Source organism: Vibrio sp. 1557 (genome assembly GCF_033340175.1).
GTDB classification, from domain to species: Bacteria; Pseudomonadota; Gammaproteobacteria; order Enterobacterales; family Vibrionaceae; genus Vibrio; species Vibrio alginolyticus.
In genome coordinates, this window is sequence record NZ_JAWOVZ010000003.1 from 110,177 (window position 1) to 127,793 (window position 17,617).

A 17,617-nucleotide genomic window follows, 5' to 3' on the forward strand; every position below is an offset into this window, starting at 1 on the left:
GCTGATTTTACACTGTAAATCCAGCTCCTTTTTGTTTCAGCGTGTATTTTGATTGAGCTTTAGGTTAAATCGAGTTTTCTCTTAATATGCTGTTTAACCGTTATTGATGGATTACGTTCTTTAGTGACGTGAGCCCTATAATAAGAAATGCGAGGTTTGTTCAGAAAACGGATTTGGTTAGACTGAAAGTGTTGATGGGAAGCAAAGTGGTAAGGGTATGTGGAAGCTGTGTCTTGAGTTATCTGAAGATAAGACCAAGGTGATAGCCCGTCTTCCGGGAGAAGTGGACCTCGGTGGTGAGCTAAATCAAAATGAATTAAACGAGCAGCTCGTCGCAATGAGCGCTGAAAGGATGTTTGTTGTTGAGGGGGAAGTCGTGAGATTCATTAACTGCGCCAAAGAACGTAAAGCCGAAGCTTACGAAGGCATCGTCATTGCGGAAAAACGCAACGCACAAGTTGAGGTCGAATTGTCGAATAATGACATGCTCGCCAGTATGAACGTTGTCGGTGCGTACGGAGGCCGAGGTTTACGTGGCCCCGAGATTGTTCAAGCTCTTGCTCAAGCGCGAGTTTCGAAAGGCATCAACAAACTGGCTTTGAAGAAAGTGTTGGTTGTCAGCACTCAGCTCGAACCTGGCGACACTTTTTCTCAACCTGTAGCGGTTGGTAAGCAACCTATCAAAGGCAAAGACGCTCTTTTTACTCCTCTTGTTAAAGACATCACCAAACGCATCCTCAAACCCAAAGACGGCCAATCTGCTAGCGACAAAATTGATTTACGTAATCTCGGTGAAACTATCGCGGTTGGCGTAGGCGATGAGGTGATGCGCCGCACGCCTGCGACCAAAGGCACGCCTGGTTTTACTGTTCAAGGGCGAGTGATTCCTCCACAAGCCGGAAAAGACAGCCCAATGAAGCCTGGCAAGGGCACCGAGATATGCAAGCACGACCCAAACCTATTGATCGCATCGGTATCCGGTACGCCTCTGATTAAAGACAAAACCATCGAAGTTGATAACGCACTTTGCCTCAATAGCGTTGGCGTGAATACAGGTCACGTGAAATTTAAAGGGAATGTGATTATCGGTGGCAACATTGAATCCGGAATGATTGTTAAAGCGACGGGCTCTATTACTGTAGGAGGCTTCATTGAATCGGCTGACGTACAAGCGCAAGACGACATTCAAGTTGGTAAAGGGATCATTGGCCACACCGTGAGTGATGGCCAGCCAAAGAGTTGTCACGTCAAAGCCAAAGGTTCGATTCGCGCAAGCTACGCCCAATATTGTGATTTGCAAGCCGGAGAAGATATTGAATTGGCGGTGCACAGCATGAATAACGATATTGTTTGTCGGCGCAATCTGACGGTGCTGGATGCGAACGGTAGGAACGGCACGCTCAGCGGCGGAGATGCAAAAGTCGGTGGCAAAGTGGTGTGCTTACAATTGGGCGTAGAAGGCGACACCGCCACTAAGGTAGAAGCGTTCGCGCGCTATTCTGCATTTAAGGAGCGATTAGCAGAGCTCAAAGATCAATACAAACGCGCTCAAGAAGGCACGATGGATGTGATTCGTAAAGAGCTCGAATTTAAGAAACGTCCTAAAGCCGAACGTACCGACGAAGAACAAGCTCAGATTGATGTGATGAAAACACAAAACAACGAGCAGCTTGAAGCGATAAAGCAAAAGCTAGAACAAACGGAACATGACTTTGAAGTCGCGTTAGAAGAAAATATTGTCGAAGCCAAAGAGCGTGTCTTCACTCGCGTGACGGTGCAGTTTGGAGACGAGCAAGTAACGACAAAGCGTACTCATGGCGGTTGTTCGTTCCGTTTCAATCAATACGAAATTAAAGTCTCGGCGAACTTGGAAGAAGAGGACGTCGCTGCGGTTTAAGCTTTCTTACTCACTGAGCCCACACGTCGCAACAAGATGTGTGGGCTTTTGTTTATCTACAAATCGACAATGTGCTCTTGATAGTAGTCCGCAAGCGCACCGACTTGGCTGCTACACATTACTTTCATTGCTTGTTTAATGTGTTCTATTGGCCAGTTCCACCACTGGATATTGAGTAGAGTTTCAATCTCTTTATCGCTGAATCGTTGACGTACGACTTGGTTGTTTCCAACCACCACCGAATAAGGTTGGACGTCTTTCGTCACTACTGCGCGTGCTCCGATGACGGTTCCATCGCCGATGTTTACTCCGGGCATGATCATCGCCTCGCTGCCAATCCAAACATCGTTCCCCACCACCGTGTCTCCGGCACGCTCGAAACCGTCTTGCACGCCTTCTCCAAATTCTTCAGGAGAGAAGGGGAAGGCCGAAATCCAGTCAATGCGATGACCTTGGTTTCCTGCCATCATAAAGGTGGCTCCAGAAGCGATGGAACAAAACTTGCCAATGATTAATTTGTCGATGCTATCGGGTTCTCTACTTTGCCATTCTTGAAGTGTGACGGGGTCACCCAACAAGTAGCGTACCGCTTGCTCTTCGAAGCTTTTTTGATGATAGAAGCCCGAGTAATAGCTGTAATCGCCAACGATGATATTGGGATTAGTGATGTGATCTTTAATGACTTGACCTTTTAACCACGTGTCGAAAACACTCATAACTCATCCTTTCAAATTTAGGTTGTACAGAGTTTAGAGGCTTTCTATTATTTCCAGTAGTTTGATTTTAGAGATTCAGAATTACTGTATGGAAATAAAATGGCTCAGCTACGTACCACTTTACGTCGCTTTGTGTGAGGAACGAAGTATTGCTGGCGCAGCAAAGCGCCTGAATTGTTCGAATGCGCATGTAAGTCGGCAACTTAAACAGCTTGAAGACATATTGTCGGTGCAGCTTATTCAGCGAACTACGCGCCAGTTTAATTTGACCTACGATGGTTTGCGGTTTTATCAGCAGGTAAAGCAACTGCTCGAAGGCGCTGAGCAGATCAATGAGCAAGTCATGGCAAACGAGATCGTATCGGGAAAATTGAGAATAGCGGCGTCTGCTTCTTTCGGAGCCGCGTTACTCAGCCAAACATTGAGCGAGTTTCGATTGCAACATCCACAAGTGAGCGTCGAAGTGATCTTCACAGAGACACCTCTCGACTTGATTGAGGCTGGGTTTGATATCGCATTCTACTTTACCGATACTCCTCCAGAGGGATACGTCGGCCATCAGCTACGCACTTTACACTGTAAACCGATCGCTCATCGCTCGTATTTAGCTGATAAACCAAATGTAAGTACGCCAGAGGAGCTTGGCGACTTAGAGCACATCCTTTATAAAAGTCGCGATTTGGTGTTAGATAAGTGGACGTTTACGCATAAGCAAACTCAACAGCAGTGCAGCATTGAGTTAGAAAGTACGCTGAGTTTTAATCTTGTCCAGTCCATGTTGGATGCTACTTTGGCGGGTTGTGGTGTAGCCATGCTAGATGAATTTGCACTGGCTAAACTCGAACCTGCACAAAAAGAACAACTCGTGAGTTTGCTGCCAGAATGGCAAACGGATGCGATTTTGCCGCTTTATCTGCTTTACCCAAAACGTGAGCACTTACCAAGAAGAACGCGAGCGTTCATCGAACACTTTAGGAACATATATTCTGTCGGCGAATAGCGACAACAAACTTAGCAACAATTGAGGAAGCAAAGGAATGCGAAAACACTGTCACCAGTTTTCCTGATGCAGGCGTGTTGGTCAAAACAGGTAACGAAGAAAACATATTACGAGGGTGAGCTTCTTCAAATCAGCATTAAAGGCAATAACTACTGACCGGACGCAGAAGAAGCTCATGGATTCAGCTAACTTACATTAAGTATCGTGCTTACAGCTCGTAACGCAGACCTAAGTGGTAGTAGCTTTCGTCTGCGTGTGCACCGCCAAACGAGACTTCTTGTCCATTGCTGTAGCCACGCGAGCCGTTACGATCAACGTAGTTTGTGTAGATAGAAGAACGAGGCGTCAGTTTGTATTGCACTTCTAGCGTTGTATCTTTCAGCTCTAGCTCGTCACCATCACTGTTTTCTAAAGAACGATAACCAGCACGCAGTACCCATTTGTCATTTACACTGTAAACCGCCGTTAGTTCCATCACTTTGTCGGTACTGGTTTGTGAGTAATAGCCCTCTAGTTCATCTTCCGAGTACAACGCACCCAACATCAAATCACCTAGGTAGTAACGCGTACCTGCGCCCCAGAATGTGTAATCGGTGTCGTTGCTTTCACGTGCATCACCTTTATTCTTCTGCATCGCTATCACTGGTGCCAAGGTACCCAAATTCCCCATGTCTAGCGTATAACGCAGTGCAGCGTTGTAACCGTAGTCGAGCTCAGAAGTGTTGTTTCCTAAAATGTACGCGACAGAAAAATCGACATTATCTAGGCTGTTTTGGTATTGCAGCGTGCCATCTTGACGGAAAACTTGCGTTGCGGTTTTGTCGACTTTATTCGCTTGGCGCGCCATAGAAACATCGGAAGAGGCGAACACATCACCAATGTCGGTAAACATAATCAACCCAGATGCCACGCGACCACCAGTAATGCGACCATAATCTTTCGCATCAATACCCGCCCATACATAACGTGCGGTCAGAGACGGTTTGTCGTTTACTTGGTTTGCGTATTCAGCGGCACCCACTTGGTATTGCGCTTGGCCGATGATCGACGCGTACTCGTTGATGGTTTGTGAACCGTTTAAACCAATACGGCCATCAAACTCGCCATTTGCATCGCCGTGCTCATCATTTTTACTGGTGACATTGAAACCAAGACGAGAGTAAATATTTAAAACTGACCCATCTTCCGCTTGATACAGCTGCGCTGCCATTGCGTTTGATGCCATCAATGTTGGGAGAAGTAGAGTCAAAATGTGCTTTTTCATGATTAACGACCTTTCATTTCTATTGTTTTAGGTACGACAAAGCCCCTTCCGAGTAACGGAATAAGAAAAATTGTCGTGAAGTAGAGAGAGGGTGCGCCCTTGTTTGCCAAGGGCGCGAGCTAGTCCATTCCTATAGGGGAAGAATGATTTAGCTTAAATCGACGTCTTTGCAGCCAAAGAAGTAAGTCGCGAGGAAGCCGACGATGTAAGAGATAAGCAGGCCAGCAACAAACACCATCATGCCCGGGAAGATGCCATTTTCAGATGTCATGAGAGGAATCGCCACGATACCGGATGGGCCAAACACCGTATTAAGACCAACTGGTAAGCCAAGGTAAGAAACTAAACCGATAAAGAAGCCGCCCGCAGCACCACCAATACAAGCGGTAACGAATGGTTTTACACGTGGTAATGTCACGCCGTAAATCAATGGTTCGCCAATGCCTAGAAGACCCGGAATAATAGCGCCTTTAACTTGAGTGCGCAGTAGAGCGTCTTTTTTGGCTTTGAAATACAGCGCCATTGACGCGCCAACCTGACCGCCACCTGCCATCGCCAGGATAGGGAATAGTGAGTTAAAGCCCTGTGCTTCCATCAATGCGAAGTACACTGGAACAAAACCCTGGTGGATGCCAAATACCACAGAAATTAAGAACAAACCTGCCAAGATTGCAGCGCCTAATGGGTTATCGTTCAAGTTGAGGAACAACCAAGACATCCCTTTAAACAGCTCGCCGCCGATTGGCATGATGATCAAGAAGGTTACCGCACCCATGATCAACAGAGTGATAACGGACGTTAAGATCATGTCCAGATCATCTGGCATGTATTGACGAACCTTACGCTCGACTTGTGCACCGATGATCGCTGCTAAAAGTACGCCGATAATGTTGCCGCGCGGATCAATCGCAAAGCCGAAAAACTCGTTCATGCCAGAGTAAATGCCGGATGTCGCCTCTGGGTTGTAACCCAGCACAAACAAAGAGGCGAGAATGGCACCATTAACACCAGAGCCGCCAAATGCTTGCTGCGCGTTGTAACCAATCAGAATACTTAGGAAAGCAAACAGACCCTTACCAAAGACTTTCATGTAGGCGATCAAATCCAACATAAACTGGCTTGGTGTCTGGTCGAGAACAAACATCTGTTCCAATAACGTCGCAAAACCTAGCAACAAACCAGCGGCAATAAAGCCTGGGATCAACGGCGTAAAGATGGTGGCAAACTTGCTTAAAAAACGCTGAACCGCACTGGTTTGCTTACTCTTCATCTGTTTTTTCTGCTCGGCTGCGACGGCAGAAAGATCTTGTTGCGGCATATCTGCTTCTTCACTGTCACCAGAGGTTAAGCTGTCGATCAGTTGATTCATCATCTCAGCCGCTTGTTGAGCTTTTCCGGGACCGAGAATGATCTGAAACTGCTCATCGCTTTCCACCACACCCATTACGCCGGGAATTTGCTTGATAACTGATTGATCAGCCAAGCCATTGTTGGCGAGCGATAAACGCAAACGCGTCATACAGTTACCACATTTGCTTACGTTGTTACTGCCACCCACTGCGGACAGCAACTGCGATACTGTGTTTGAAGTTACTTTTGCCATAGGGTCTATCCTTCAGAACTCGGATTATTTAGTTATTATTTAGTGCTGCGCGAATAAAGCCGTTGTGCGCGGCGAGGCGTGATTTGGCTTGTTCGGCATCCAAATCGGCCAAAATCATTAAGATGGCGGTTTTGCAGTGGCGACCGCAGGCCTTTAATGCTCGCTCTGCTTCTTCTTTTGATGCGCCGGTTGCTTCCACAACAATGTTGGTTTGGCGTTGGATGAGCTTGGCGTTAGTGGCTTCTACATCCACCATTAAGTTGCCAAATACCTTACCGCTACGAATCATTGCGCCTGTCGTGAGCATGTTTAGCACCAGTTTTTGTGCGGTGCCGGCTTTCATGCGAGAAGATCCAGTGACAACCTCTGCGCCAACTATCGGCAGAATCGCGATGTCGGCTGCTTCTGCCATGGCACATTCTGGATTACAGGCGATAGATGCGGTCGTGGCTCCGATGGATTTAGCGTAGTCCAAACCACCTAGTACATAAGGTGTACGGCCACTCGCTGCAATGCCTACAACCACGTCATGCTTGGTGAGGTGAAGTGCTTTTAAGTCGTCTTGACCCATTTTCGCGTTGTCTTCTGCGTTTTCTACCGCTTTTAAAATCGCTTGATGCCCACCAGCAATTAAGCCAATCACCATATCTGGATGCGTGCCGTAGGTAGGAGGACACTCGCTTGCATCAAGAATGCCTAAGCGACCTGACGTACCAGCTCCCATGTAAATTAAACGGCCACCATTTGCAAAAGCTTGGGTAATTGCGTCAACTGTCTCTGCAATTTGTGGTAGCACCGCTTTTACCGCGAGCGGGACTTTTTGATCCTCTTCATTAATGACTTGCAGCATCTCGATGGTCGAAAGCGTATCGATCTCGGCACTGGCTGGGTTACGGCTTTCTGTCACCAATCTGCTTAAATCAATTTTCATGTTTTGCACTCTTCGTAATGTTCAATCTGAGGGCGATTTTATGGAATAAAATATTCAGGTTTGGTGATAAAAATCACACTTGAGGTTATTCTTTATGCAGGAGAAATTTGGAATAATGAGAGAAAATATACGTCTATTACATCCAGGATTAACTGCCTTGGTTAGAATAATCAGGGGGTTAAATCAAACTCTTATTATTTTTGTTTTGGAATAATTTATTTAAAATTTTTGAGGTTTTTGTTGTGTCAGTTATCAATAAGATAGTCGCGAGGCGTACTCAGCTTTCGCAAAGTGGTCGTTTGGTCGGCGATTGGATTGTTGAAAACGCAGAAAAGGCAGCGCAGCTCACCAGCCAAGAACTTGCGGCGCAAGTAAAAGTGAGTCAATCGAGCATTGTGAAATTTACTCAGCGTATTGGCTTTAAAGGCTACAGCGAGTTTAAGTTAGCTCTGAATGAAGAGATTGGCCGTAAGCATGCGATGCAGTCGACACCGTTGCACAGTGATATTTTGGCAGATGATCCCATCGCGGTTATTTCACAGAAACTGGTGAAAGCAAAAACCGACGCTATGTTTCAAACCACCAATGCGCTGTCTTATGAAGCGTGTCACCAAGCGGTGAAATGGTTGAGTGAAGCGCGTCGAGTGCAAGTGGTCGGGATTGGGGGCTCTGCACTGACCGCGAAGGATTTAAGCTTTAAACTGCTTAAACTTGGTATTACGGCGCTTTCTGAACAAGACAGCCACGTGCAGATTGCTGTTGCCCGCACGCTCTCTCCAGAAGATGTTCAGATCGCAATCTCGTTTTCGGGTGAGCGCAAAGAAATTCTCGTCGCGGCAGAAGCGGCAAAAGAACAGGGCACGAAGGTGATTGCGTTATCTGCGCCTGGAAGAAGTCGCTTGCGCGGTATTGCCGATATTACGTTTGATACGATTGCCAATGAAACGGAACATCGCAGCTCATCCATTGCTTCGCGTACCGCGCAAAACGTGATCACCGATTTGCTGTTTATCATCTTGGTTCAGCAAAGAGACGACAGTGCCCGTCAGTTGATCAGCGATATCAGTACCGACATCAAACAGATCCTCACATGATCGCTTGTTTAACAGCGGACTAGAGATCCGGATCGTGCCTCAGCAAAGCAATAAAAGCAGAGAGATGTTTTTCAATGGTGAGATCGGCAGAAATCGCTGGTAACTCCAACGTGATGCAAGGTAAATCACGTTCACTACACCAAGTGCCGAATGAGCCGGGTGTTTCGTAGTCGATATCGTCAACGATTGGCAGTTGGAACTGCTCGCCGAGCCATTTGGCAAGGTCGGAATGTTTGGGATCATCCACAAAAGCAAGCGGTTCATGAAACGACACCACAAACTTTGGCTTGCGCAGTTCAATCAAGTTAATTAATGCGCTAACTTCAGGCTCTAGTTGGTTTTTAGTGCCAGTTTTCACCTGTACGTCTCGAACGGGTGTGTGAGAGCTCCATCGATACACTGTGCCATGCTCAGTCCAATTTTGGGTTGGAAACGCGCGATTGAGATCCACTTGGTTTGCATTTGCGCGTGTGCCTAGTTGGTTGCCGTCAGGATTCATTGACAGAATCACATCATGTCGTAAGTTTTCAGCAGGCAAGCTTCTTAGCGCGCAGGACAAACCTGCAATCGAGGCCGTCTCGTCCCCGTGAGTGCCTGCCAAAATCAAACCTCGCGAAGCACTTTCGACTTGAGCCGGAAAATACAGTAATGGCGCACCAAGCACGGATTGACCGTATGATGTTGGCCGAATTAAAAATGCCGCTCTTTCCGTTCTTGGAATTAGACTCACCGTAATCTCCTGATTGATGAAGTAGTATCAATATCTAAGCTAATTACACCTAGCTAAACTGAACCGTTTAAACTCGTCAACGGTTGAAATGTTAATTGTGGCACTTGCTTCACAAGACGCGTTAGGAGAACGAAAAACGATATGGATTTTAAAAAACATTCAACGGCGTTGCTGATTTCCTCTTTATTCACCCCTTTTCTTGCTACATCAGTTGCTGCGGAGACCTTACCTAAAGGCATTCAACTTGCCGCAGAACAGCATTTAGTACGTGCGAATGACGCAGAGGCGGCGACGCTTGACCCAGCGAAAGCCGAAGGTCTGCCAGAAATGCATGTGATTCGTGACTTATTTGAAGGGCTTGTGATTCAAGATCGTGACGGAAACATTATTCCCGGTGTGGCAGAATCATGGGAAACCAACGACAACCAAACCTTTACTTTTCACTTGCGCAAAGACGCGAAATGGTCGAATGGCGAGCCTGTGACAGCGGATGATTTTGTCTATTCACTGCGCCGAGCGGTAGATCCGAAAACCGCTTCTCCAAATGTTTGGTATCTCAAACTCACCAAGATCAAAAACATCACCGATGTAGCAGAGGGCAAAAAGCCTTTGGACGATCTCGGTATCAAGGCAGTGGATAAATACACCCTACGTTTTGAGTTGGACAGTCAAGTGCCGTACTTTGTTGCTATGACTGGGCACACGTCCATGATGCCAGTGCATCAAGCGACAGTGGAAAACCGCGACAAGCCGTGGAGCGATCCAGACCAATTTGTTAGCAACGGTGCATTCACATTGGATAAGTGGGTCGTGAATGAGCGCATTGAACTGGTTAAGAGTCCAAGTTACTGGGACAGCGCAGATACGCATCTAAACAGAGTGACTTACATTCCGTTTGAAAACCAAAACGCGTCTATCAATCGCTATGCGGCAGGAGAGCTGGATATCACGTCAGATGTGCCGACTCATATGGCGCAGAAGCTTAAACAAGATTACAAGCAGGCTTACACGGTGGTGCCATTATTGTGTACGTATTACTACGCGTTCAATACCACTCGTCCGCCATTTGATGATGTGCGAGTGCGTCAAGCGGTGTCGTACTCCATCATGCGCGATGTGATTACGAATGGTGTCACGCAAGTGGGCAACCTTCCTGCTTATACTTTTGCGCATCAGTACACCGCAGGGTTTGATGCGACGCCGCCTGAATACAGTAAGTGGAGTCAGCAACAACGTGACGAGAAAGCGCGTCAGTTGTTAAAAGAAGCGGGTTACAGCCAAGACAAGCCGCTCGATTTTAAATTGCTGTACAACACCAGTGAGGCAAACAAATCGATCGCGGTTGCGATAGCGTCGATGCTACAAAAAAATCTCGGTGCACACGTGGAGTTAGAAAACCAAGAGTGGAAGTCATACTTAGTGGCGCGTAAACAAGGCAATTTCGATGTGATGCGCGCTTCCTGGTGTGGTGATTACAATGAAGCGTCTACTTTCCTGAGCTTACTTCGCTCAGGTTCTTCGGGTAACTTTGCACGTTACAGCAATGAAGCGTACGACAACGCGATGAACAGTGCATTGGCCGCAACCGATGAGAAAGCGCGCCAAGGTTTCTATGATCAAGCCGAGCAATTGTTGGCGGCGGATATGCCAATCGCACCGATTTACTACTACATGCAAGCGCGTTTGGTTCGTCCTACGGTTGGAGGTTTTGCCAAGAGCAACGTAGAAGGTCGTATCTACTCGAAAGACCTCTACATCAAGAAGTAGCGCTCAAAACAAGCGATAAATATGAAGCCCCGAAGATATATCTTAAGGGGCTTCTTTTTTTTGTTAGCGAGTGGAGAGCTTATTCACGAGCATAGCGACTCGTTTGCCAAGATACTCCGCCGTTGCAACATCAGAAGCATGCAACTGACCACCTTCACCACCTTGTGCAACAATACCACCTTGTACACCATAACGATTCAGGTTTTGCTCCCCAGAATTGCTGATCTTATCCAACCCGACCCACATCATGCCGTGTTGGTTAGCGAGCGTTTGTAGATATTGTAATGTGCAAGATTGGTCGCCATTCATTGCCCCACCACTGGTAAAGCCAGCCGCGATTTTGCTCGCCCATTTTTGGTAATACCAAGATTCACTGCTTGCATCTGCAAATGCTTTAAACTGCGCTGCTACACCGCCCATATAGGTCGGTGAGCCAAAGATAATCGCATCACACTCAGCAAGTTCATCCATTAGTTTAGGGTTCACAAAACGTCCCTCAATAATCTCACTGCCTTCAATTCGGTGAGAGAGGATTTCACATTCATCTTGCTGCTTAATGCCTTGTTGTTCAACGCCTGCGGCAATCGCGCGAGCAAGTTGACCAGTAACGTCGGTTTTAGAGAAATAAATAATCGCAATTTTGGACACAATGGTTCCTTTTTTCATTGTTGATTTTTAATCGTGCGACTAAGGCTAAAACCTCAAGCTAGGTTGAGGTCAACACTAAAACTTAAAAAGAAGTGCATTAAAAAGCCGATGTAGATACATCGGCTTTTTAGTGGGTTATTTCTTTCTGCGAGTATAAATCCGAGATTTTACTTTACTTGGCTCTGGCTTGTTTTTCGCCAGCTTTAGCACTGCTTTTTGCAAAATCTGGTTGTTTGGGTAAGTGATTAAGTTTCCGTTGTCGTGCTTAATTAACACGTGAAACATACTGATTTCTTGAATCTCACCGCAGATGTCTTCATCTTTATCTACGACTTTAATTCGGTCACCCACTCGGTATGGGAAGACAAAAAAGATCAAAAAGCTGGCAGTGATGTTGCTCAGAATTGACCACTGCGCAATAAACGCCACACCTAATACGGCAAAAATGGACGATAGGAACAAAGACACATCGCCATAGCCAATACCTGTGATAATGGCAAAAATAGAGGCGGTCAAAAATAGCAGCGCGACATTGAAACAGCGCTGAATAAAACTCAAACGAGCCTTTTTTACACCTTTCGTTGTTGCCAAATTTAGGATAGCTCTATTTACAATCCTCTTCAGGATGCGATACGCGATCAGGACAAAAATGCCCATCAATAGTTTGTAACCGAGGGAGCCCGTAGTGAAATACTGGCTCACTTGCTCTAATTGGATCCAATCATTCATTTCTTCATCTCGACGATATCTAGAAAGCGGCTTTTATAGCTGATTTTTTGCTGTAAGTAATCACAATTTTTCTTTACACCATTTGTCTCTGTGTTGAGGTTCCACAGAGTACTATATTGGTTAATCAAAGACTTAGTGAGCATTGCGAACTCTTTGGCTTTATTACTTATATTCAACCAAAGCTGACGTGATTTTGAAAAGAGCAATCTTTGAGCTGTATCCCATATCCGACATTATATGACGCTAGTTCCTTATAAACGAGCTGAATATGACTTTTGTCCTGATAACCTAAGGTGTATTAATTGAAATAGCTTTTAGGGCGTTGAAAAATGGAAGAAGATGAAAAGGCGATTATGATTTTATTCGTGATTGTTGGCCTTGTACTCGTTTGGGTCGCGCTTGAAGAACTTAATTATCTCGGGCTCCCAATAAAATAAGCCCCGTTAAACACAAGTTAAATGGGGCCTTTGTCTTTTATCAATGTGAATTCAGGCTAGCTAACCGCACGCACTTTGCCTTGTTTCAAATCGTTCAGCACTTGCGCTTTAGGGCCATCTGCGATGATGCTGCCTTTCTCCATCACAATTACGCGATCAACGATGTCGAGCATAGACGTTTTATGCGTAATCAGAATCAGCGTTTCACTAGGTTTCAACTGTGCTAATTGATGCTTAATGTGCATCTCTGAGCGGTTATCCATCGCACTGGTTGGTTCATCCATGAGTAGAACAGGAGGACGACCCAAAAATGCACGAGCGATCGTGACTGCTTGACGTTGACCACCCGAAAGCATTGCACCACCTTCACCAACTTGGCGTTCTAAGCCCGCTGGGTCAGATTGCGTAAACGCAGTAACACCGGCACGATTCGCTGCGTCTAGTACGTCACGGTCATCGGTTAATGGGCGACCTAGCGTAATGTTGTCGCGGATAGAACCAAAGAACAGATTGGAATCTTGCGGCACACAACCAATATTACGGCGAATGTCGACATGATGCAGCTGTGCGATGTCGGTATCATCAATGCGAACATGACCTTCCGTCGGCTGATACAAGCCCATGATTAGACGCTCTAACGTGGTTTTACCCGAACCGATACGGCCTATGATCGCTACTTTTTCGCCTGGGTTAATAGTCAAGCTCAAATCTCGAATCGACGCCACCGGTGAATCTGGGTAGTGGAAGGTCACGCGTTCAAGTTCAATTTTGCCTTGTACTATTGGGCGGTGAATGTAACGTTTACCTTCTTCTTGTTCATCCGGCATTTCCATGACTTGATTGATAATTGTCATAGAAGACTTCGCTTGGTTGTAGCGCGTAGAGAGTAAGGATAACTGAACCAAAGGACCAATCGCGCGGCCGCTAAGCATGGTTGCGGCAATCAAACCGCCCATGGTTAAGTCGCCTTCTGCAATTAAGTAAACGCCTAGGATGATCATCCCTACGTTACTACTTTGCTGCACAAAACCTGCCGCGTTTTGAATGCTATCCGTAATTCGGCGGCTTTTTATATTCCAGTTCGCCATGTGCGCAACTGCCTCTTCCCAGCGGTATTGGAATTGGCTTTGCGCACTGAGCATTTTTACGGTTTCTAACCCAGCCAGGCTCTCTATCAAATTGGCATATTTTTGCGATGCTAGGCGTGAACCCTCCTCTATGGAGCGACGCAGCGGCCCTTGTATCAGTAGCGAGTGAATAATCAAAATGACCACGCCCACCATCGGTACATACACAAGATCGCCAGCCATTAGCCATATAATCACTAAGAACAGAATGGCAAAAGGCAAATCAATGAGAGCACTGACGGTCGCTGAAGTAAAAAACTCTCGAATAGATTCGAATTCTTGTAAATGGCGAGCGAAGGCACCGACCGAAGGCGGCTTCGATTCCATTCTAATCCCCATCACTTTGCTGAACAGTTTGGATGAAATCAGAATGTCAGACTTCTTGCCCGCCACATCAATGAAGTAATTTCTCAGCGACTTGAGAATGAAGTCGAACAGGAACACGACAAAGATGCCACTTGCTAGTACCCATAGGGTTTCAAACGCAAGATTCGGAACCACTTTGTCGTACACCAAGCGAGTGAATAGCGGAGCGGCAACCGCAAAGAGGTTGATGAGAAGTGATGCGATTAAAACATCGCGGTAGATGCGTTTTGACTGCCACAAGGTTGACCAGAACCAGTGGCCTTCGTTGGTTTTGAGCACTTCGGGAGAGCGCTCATCGAAACGGAATTGCTTTTTAACTAAAAAGTACCGACCAGTGTATTGCTCAAGTAGGTCTTCTAATGGAATAGAGATCGGCACCATTCCACTTTCTAGGGTGGTGACTTCGGCCTCGCGTTTCTCCATATTGATGCTGTTGAGAACGCAAGAGTCACCGCCTTTAAGAACTAAGATTGCCGGCAGAATTAGGCTGGAGATGCTCTCCAGCTCTGCGCGGTTTTCCTTGGCAACCAATCCGGCCCTTTCCGCTGCTCTTGGTAGCAAAAATGGGGTCAGTTTACCGTCAGATAGCGGTAGTCCGTTGACTAGCGCTTCTGGCGAGTTAGCTAACCCATAGTAACGGCTAACGTAGATGAGCGAATTCAGTAAAGGGTCTTTCATCGTTGATAAACCTTTTTATTCCTTGTCGACGATGAATCCTTGGAATACCTCAACAAAATGTTCAGTGAGGAAATCCAACTGGATTTGAGTTTCGATACGCGATGCGATAGTCGTAATACCAAGGTTGTGGGCAGTACGAGAGATCGACGTTAGCGTGAATTTCTGTTTTTCGTCGTGCAAGTTGTGTGTGAATAGGTAATCGAGCTTCACATAGTTCGGGCGGAACTCTTGGATGTATTCCAAAGATTGGAAGTTACGTCCGTAGTTATCTACGCCGAACTCAGCACCTGATTGGCGAATGGCATTACATAACAGTGCTGTGTGGTGAGGCTGATCGATAAAGCATTCCTCTGGAATTTCAAAGTGTAGCTTAGAGGCCACTTTGGCATGTTTTTCCAGCATGCTAGTTGTCCAGCGAATAAACGATGGTTGAGACAAGCTGCTTTGCGCGATGTTAATCGCGACTGGGTCATTAAGTTCACCACTTTCTAGCATCTTAATCATTGATTCAATGACATACTGGTCAAAGATGTTGGTGGCGTCTAACTGTTCTAGTGCGAATAGGTATTGATTCGCACGATACGTTTCACCATCTTTTTCGATGCTTGAAAATACTTCGTTGTGGAATACTTTACCCCATGTGTTTTTCGCAGCTTGGAAACGGAATTTAACCCAATCACTATGAATGGCTTCTTCAACCAACGCTTTCCATTGCTGTTTACCCATCAAACTAGAAGGTGTATCACTGCCAATGAAGCCGTATGGCTTGTCTGGTTGCGCTTTGGCTTTCGATAGTGCGTTGTCCACCATCGAGAGGATTTCAGAACGCGTTTTCTGATCTTTGCTGTGTGCAACCCCTAGTGACGCTTTAGGTTTTGCTAAGCCTGTTGGGTCAGTATTTAGGCCGTTCACACAATTGACGATGCTGTCCGATAAAATGCGTAACTCGCTCTCATCCATATGAGGGAAAAGCAAGCCGAACTCATCACTAGACAAGCGAGCAATCGTGGCACCCGGTACATCAATGGTGTTTTTCAAACGTTGAGACAGTTCTTTAACGTGGGCATCTGCGCGTTGGTAATCTTTGGTCTCGTAAATGTCCCCAATGTATTCAGCATGTAGTAGCGCGATACCCCCTTGCGTTTGCTCTGCAAGCCATTGGTCGATTTGGTTGATGTAGAATGAGCGGTTACCCAATTTAGATATAGGATCGAGGTAAGCCTGAGCACGCAGACGTTGCGCCTCTTTGGCTTGCTCTTTGAATGATAGCTCGATTTGAGCAGACATCATGTTAATGCCATCTACCACCGCGATAAGATCTTTGGTTCTTGGACGAGCAAGCGGTTCACCAAATTGGTTATTCGCGATTTCATGCATTTTATTCACGATGGCCGTTAACGGCTTTAGCGAGCGACGTAGGATGTATGAAATTGCCACTAAACCAGCCAGAAAAATGACACTGAATACAGACAGCAACCCAATAAAACCTTGCCAGAGCTGCTCGTAAGCTGCGCCTGGGTGGCTAATGATTTCTACTTCGGCGAGCTGCATCCAACCACTGGTCACAACACGCTTATCGTGAATCGCTTTAAATAGATTCATGTCGATAAACCATTGTGGCACCGTACTTGGTTTAACTGGGTAAGTACGCACGATCTGGTAGTCAGAATCTAATGCTGTAAGACGAACAACGGAGTAGGTGCTGCCGTCAAATAGAGCATTAATCACGGACTCAACCGCGACTTTATCTTTGTCCTTTAGGTAAGGAGCCAGTGCCAAACCTACGGTGTTAATAGTGTTGTTGACCTCTGAACGTTGCTGTTGCTCCAAGCTGTCTCGAGTCGTGTTGAATTGGATTACGAATACTGATGCCAACAAGAGTATAAAGACCGTAACCATCCCCACCACAAGCTTCTTATATAGGGTCATGTTTCTCACTCGTCATAGTTAATTTTAGGTTTATTTAACTGCAACTTACGTTCGCGCGAGCGTAAGTCATTCCAAAGGCTCAACCGTGATGCTTTCCCTGCCAGCTCTCCAGTGCTAGCAGATGACTTCATCAACCACAGGTTTGTACCATTAAAACTGTATATCGGTAGCAAGTCGCTACGCTTAGAGGCTCGGACAATGTCAGGATTGATATTATCGAGAATGAGCGGCTCAGAACTTGGGGTAGGGTAGTAAGCTAATACCATGTGAAACTGATTCAGTTCGATGGCTTTTACGTATATTAACCGCATCTTTGAATCTGGTATTCCTAGCTCGAGTAAAGAGAAGTACTTAGCAATAGTGAAATCTTCACAGTCTCCTGCGTTACTCCCTAAAAATTCGAGTGGCGTAGCCCAATAATCTGTCTTTCCCCACAGTTTTATGTCGTCAACGAAATACAGCTGATTAAAAAAGTCGTTAACGCCAGCGAGCTGTTCATGAGTCTCTAATTGTTTAAATAAGTCGAGGTTCTTTCGCCATGTATTTACGCGCAATCCCGCACGTTCGCCGTACACCGCTGTGACCGTATTGACCCATCGTTGTTCTTTACTGTTCAGCGCACCAAGTTGGAACGACAAACAACTTAAGCTGATTAATAATGTAACTTTACGCTGCAAATTGGATCGCATATTCGACTCGTA

Annotated in this window: 14 protein-coding genes; 4 read left to right on the top strand and 10 right to left on the bottom strand. The window is 46.1% G+C overall.

Features of this window, described 5'->3' with window-relative positions; all coding sequences use genetic code 11:
- Nucleotides 1-217 precede the first annotated feature (217 nt).
- Complete coding sequence (locus tag R7070_RS06255) at nucleotides 218-1,897, top strand: DUF342 domain-containing protein (RefSeq protein WP_256900190.1); 1,680 nt, start codon at nucleotides 218-220, stop codon at nucleotides 1,895-1,897.
- Between the two features lie 56 nt (nucleotides 1,898-1,953).
- Here the strand turns inward: R7070_RS06255 and catC are convergent, their stop codons facing one another.
- Complete coding sequence (gene catC, locus R7070_RS06260) at nucleotides 1,954-2,613, bottom strand: type C chloramphenicol O-acetyltransferase (protein WP_029805164.1); 660 nt, start codon at nucleotides 2,611-2,613, stop codon at nucleotides 1,954-1,956.
- 88 nt (nucleotides 2,614-2,701) lie between these two features.
- Here catC and R7070_RS06265 point away from each other — a divergent pair, with 88 nt between their 5' ends.
- Nucleotides 2,702-3,613: a LysR family transcriptional regulator gene (locus R7070_RS06265; RefSeq protein ID WP_256900191.1), complete on the top strand. Its 912-nt coding sequence runs from the start codon at nucleotides 2,702-2,704 to the stop codon at nucleotides 3,611-3,613.
- A 208-nt stretch (nucleotides 3,614-3,821) separates the two neighbouring features.
- On the opposite strand, the gene R7070_RS06270 is transcribed toward R7070_RS06265, so the two are convergent.
- The 3 genes from R7070_RS06270 to murQ form a co-directional block, all read right to left on the bottom strand.
- Nucleotides 3,822-4,877 carry a porin gene (locus tag R7070_RS06270; RefSeq protein ID WP_256900192.1) on the bottom strand — a complete coding sequence of 352 codons (1,056 nt, stop codon included), beginning with the start codon at nucleotides 4,875-4,877 and terminating at the stop codon, nucleotides 3,822-3,824.
- Between the two features lie 148 nt (nucleotides 4,878-5,025).
- Nucleotides 5,026-6,480 carry a PTS N-acetylmuramic acid transporter subunit IIBC gene (gene murP, locus R7070_RS06275; protein WP_256900193.1) on the bottom strand — a complete coding sequence of 485 codons (1,455 nt, stop codon included), beginning with the start codon at nucleotides 6,478-6,480 and terminating at the stop codon, nucleotides 5,026-5,028.
- A 28-nt stretch (nucleotides 6,481-6,508) separates the two neighbouring features.
- Nucleotides 6,509-7,411, bottom strand: coding sequence for an N-acetylmuramic acid 6-phosphate etherase (gene murQ / locus R7070_RS06280; RefSeq protein ID WP_053303963.1), 903 nt, complete (start codon nucleotides 7,409-7,411; stop codon nucleotides 6,509-6,511).
- 242 nt (nucleotides 7,412-7,653) lie between these two features.
- Here murQ and R7070_RS06285 point away from each other — a divergent pair, with 242 nt between their 5' ends.
- Entirely contained in the window at nucleotides 7,654-8,505 is an 852-nt protein-coding gene (locus tag R7070_RS06285) for an SIS domain-containing protein (protein ID WP_256900194.1), read from the top strand.
- 19 nt (nucleotides 8,506-8,524) lie between these two features.
- Here R7070_RS06285 and mpaA read toward each other — a convergent pair whose 3' ends face one another.
- Entirely contained in the window at nucleotides 8,525-9,235 is a 711-nt protein-coding gene (gene mpaA, locus R7070_RS06290; RefSeq protein WP_033907251.1) for a murein tripeptide amidase MpaA, read from the bottom strand.
- A gap of 141 nt (nucleotides 9,236-9,376) precedes the next feature.
- Here mpaA and R7070_RS06295 point away from each other — a divergent pair, with 141 nt between their 5' ends.
- A complete protein-coding gene (locus R7070_RS06295) occupies nucleotides 9,377-11,002 on the top strand; it encodes an ABC transporter substrate-binding protein (protein ID WP_256900195.1) in 1,626 nt (541 codons plus the stop codon).
- Between the two features lie 63 nt (nucleotides 11,003-11,065).
- Here the strand turns inward: R7070_RS06295 and R7070_RS06300 are convergent, their stop codons facing one another.
- The 5 genes from R7070_RS06300 to R7070_RS06320 form a co-directional block, all read right to left on the bottom strand.
- Nucleotides 11,066-11,650, bottom strand: a complete 585-nt coding sequence (locus tag R7070_RS06300) for a flavodoxin family protein (protein ID WP_017821885.1) — start codon at nucleotides 11,648-11,650, stop codon at nucleotides 11,066-11,068.
- Nucleotides 11,651-11,785: 135 nt separating this feature from the next.
- Nucleotides 11,786-12,379, bottom strand: coding sequence for a mechanosensitive ion channel family protein (locus R7070_RS06305; RefSeq protein ID WP_042522270.1), 594 nt, complete (start codon nucleotides 12,377-12,379; stop codon nucleotides 11,786-11,788).
- A 493-nt stretch (nucleotides 12,380-12,872) separates the two neighbouring features.
- The gene (locus R7070_RS06310) at nucleotides 12,873-14,987 is read right to left on the bottom strand and encodes a type I secretion system permease/ATPase (protein WP_005374556.1); all 2,115 of its coding nucleotides are present in this window, start codon (nucleotides 14,985-14,987) and stop codon (nucleotides 12,873-12,875) included.
- 15 nt (nucleotides 14,988-15,002) lie between these two features.
- Nucleotides 15,003-16,916 carry an EAL domain-containing protein gene (locus R7070_RS06315; RefSeq protein WP_005383568.1) on the bottom strand — a complete coding sequence of 638 codons (1,914 nt, stop codon included), beginning with the start codon at nucleotides 16,914-16,916 and terminating at the stop codon, nucleotides 15,003-15,005.
- Nucleotides 16,917-16,921: 5 nt separating this feature from the next.
- The gene (locus R7070_RS06320) at nucleotides 16,922-17,605 is read right to left on the bottom strand and encodes a transglutaminase-like cysteine peptidase (RefSeq protein ID WP_005374561.1); all 684 of its coding nucleotides are present in this window, start codon (nucleotides 17,603-17,605) and stop codon (nucleotides 16,922-16,924) included.
- Between the last annotated feature and the right edge of the window lie 12 nt (nucleotides 17,606-17,617).

Coding starts and splice junctions, on each gene's coding strand:
- R7070_RS06255 (WP_256900190.1), top strand. CDS start 218: ATGTGGAAGCTGTGTCTTGAGTTATCTGAAGATAAGACCAAGGTGATA.
- catC (WP_029805164.1), bottom strand. CDS start 2,613: ATGAGTGTTTTCGACACGTGGTTAAAAGGTCAAGTCATTAAAGATCAC.
- R7070_RS06265 (WP_256900191.1), top strand. CDS start 2,702: ATGGAAATAAAATGGCTCAGCTACGTACCACTTTACGTCGCTTTGTGT.
- R7070_RS06270 (WP_256900192.1), bottom strand. CDS start 4,877: ATGAAAAAGCACATTTTGACTCTACTTCTCCCAACATTGATGGCATCA.
- murP (WP_256900193.1), bottom strand. CDS start 6,480: ATGGCAAAAGTAACTTCAAACACAGTATCGCAGTTGCTGTCCGCAGTG.
- murQ (WP_053303963.1), bottom strand. CDS start 7,411: ATGAAAATTGATTTAAGCAGATTGGTGACAGAAAGCCGTAACCCAGCC.
- R7070_RS06295 (WP_256900195.1), top strand. CDS start 9,377: ATGGATTTTAAAAAACATTCAACGGCGTTGCTGATTTCCTCTTTATTC.
- R7070_RS06305 (WP_042522270.1), bottom strand. CDS start 12,379: ATGAATGATTGGATCCAATTAGAGCAAGTGAGCCAGTATTTCACTACG.
- R7070_RS06310 (WP_005374556.1), bottom strand. CDS start 14,987: ATGAAAGACCCTTTACTGAATTCGCTCATCTACGTTAGCCGTTACTAT.
- R7070_RS06315 (WP_005383568.1), bottom strand. CDS start 16,916: ATGACCCTATATAAGAAGCTTGTGGTGGGGATGGTTACGGTCTTTATA.
- R7070_RS06320 (WP_005374561.1), bottom strand. CDS start 17,605: ATGCGATCCAATTTGCAGCGTAAAGTTACATTATTAATCAGCTTAAGT.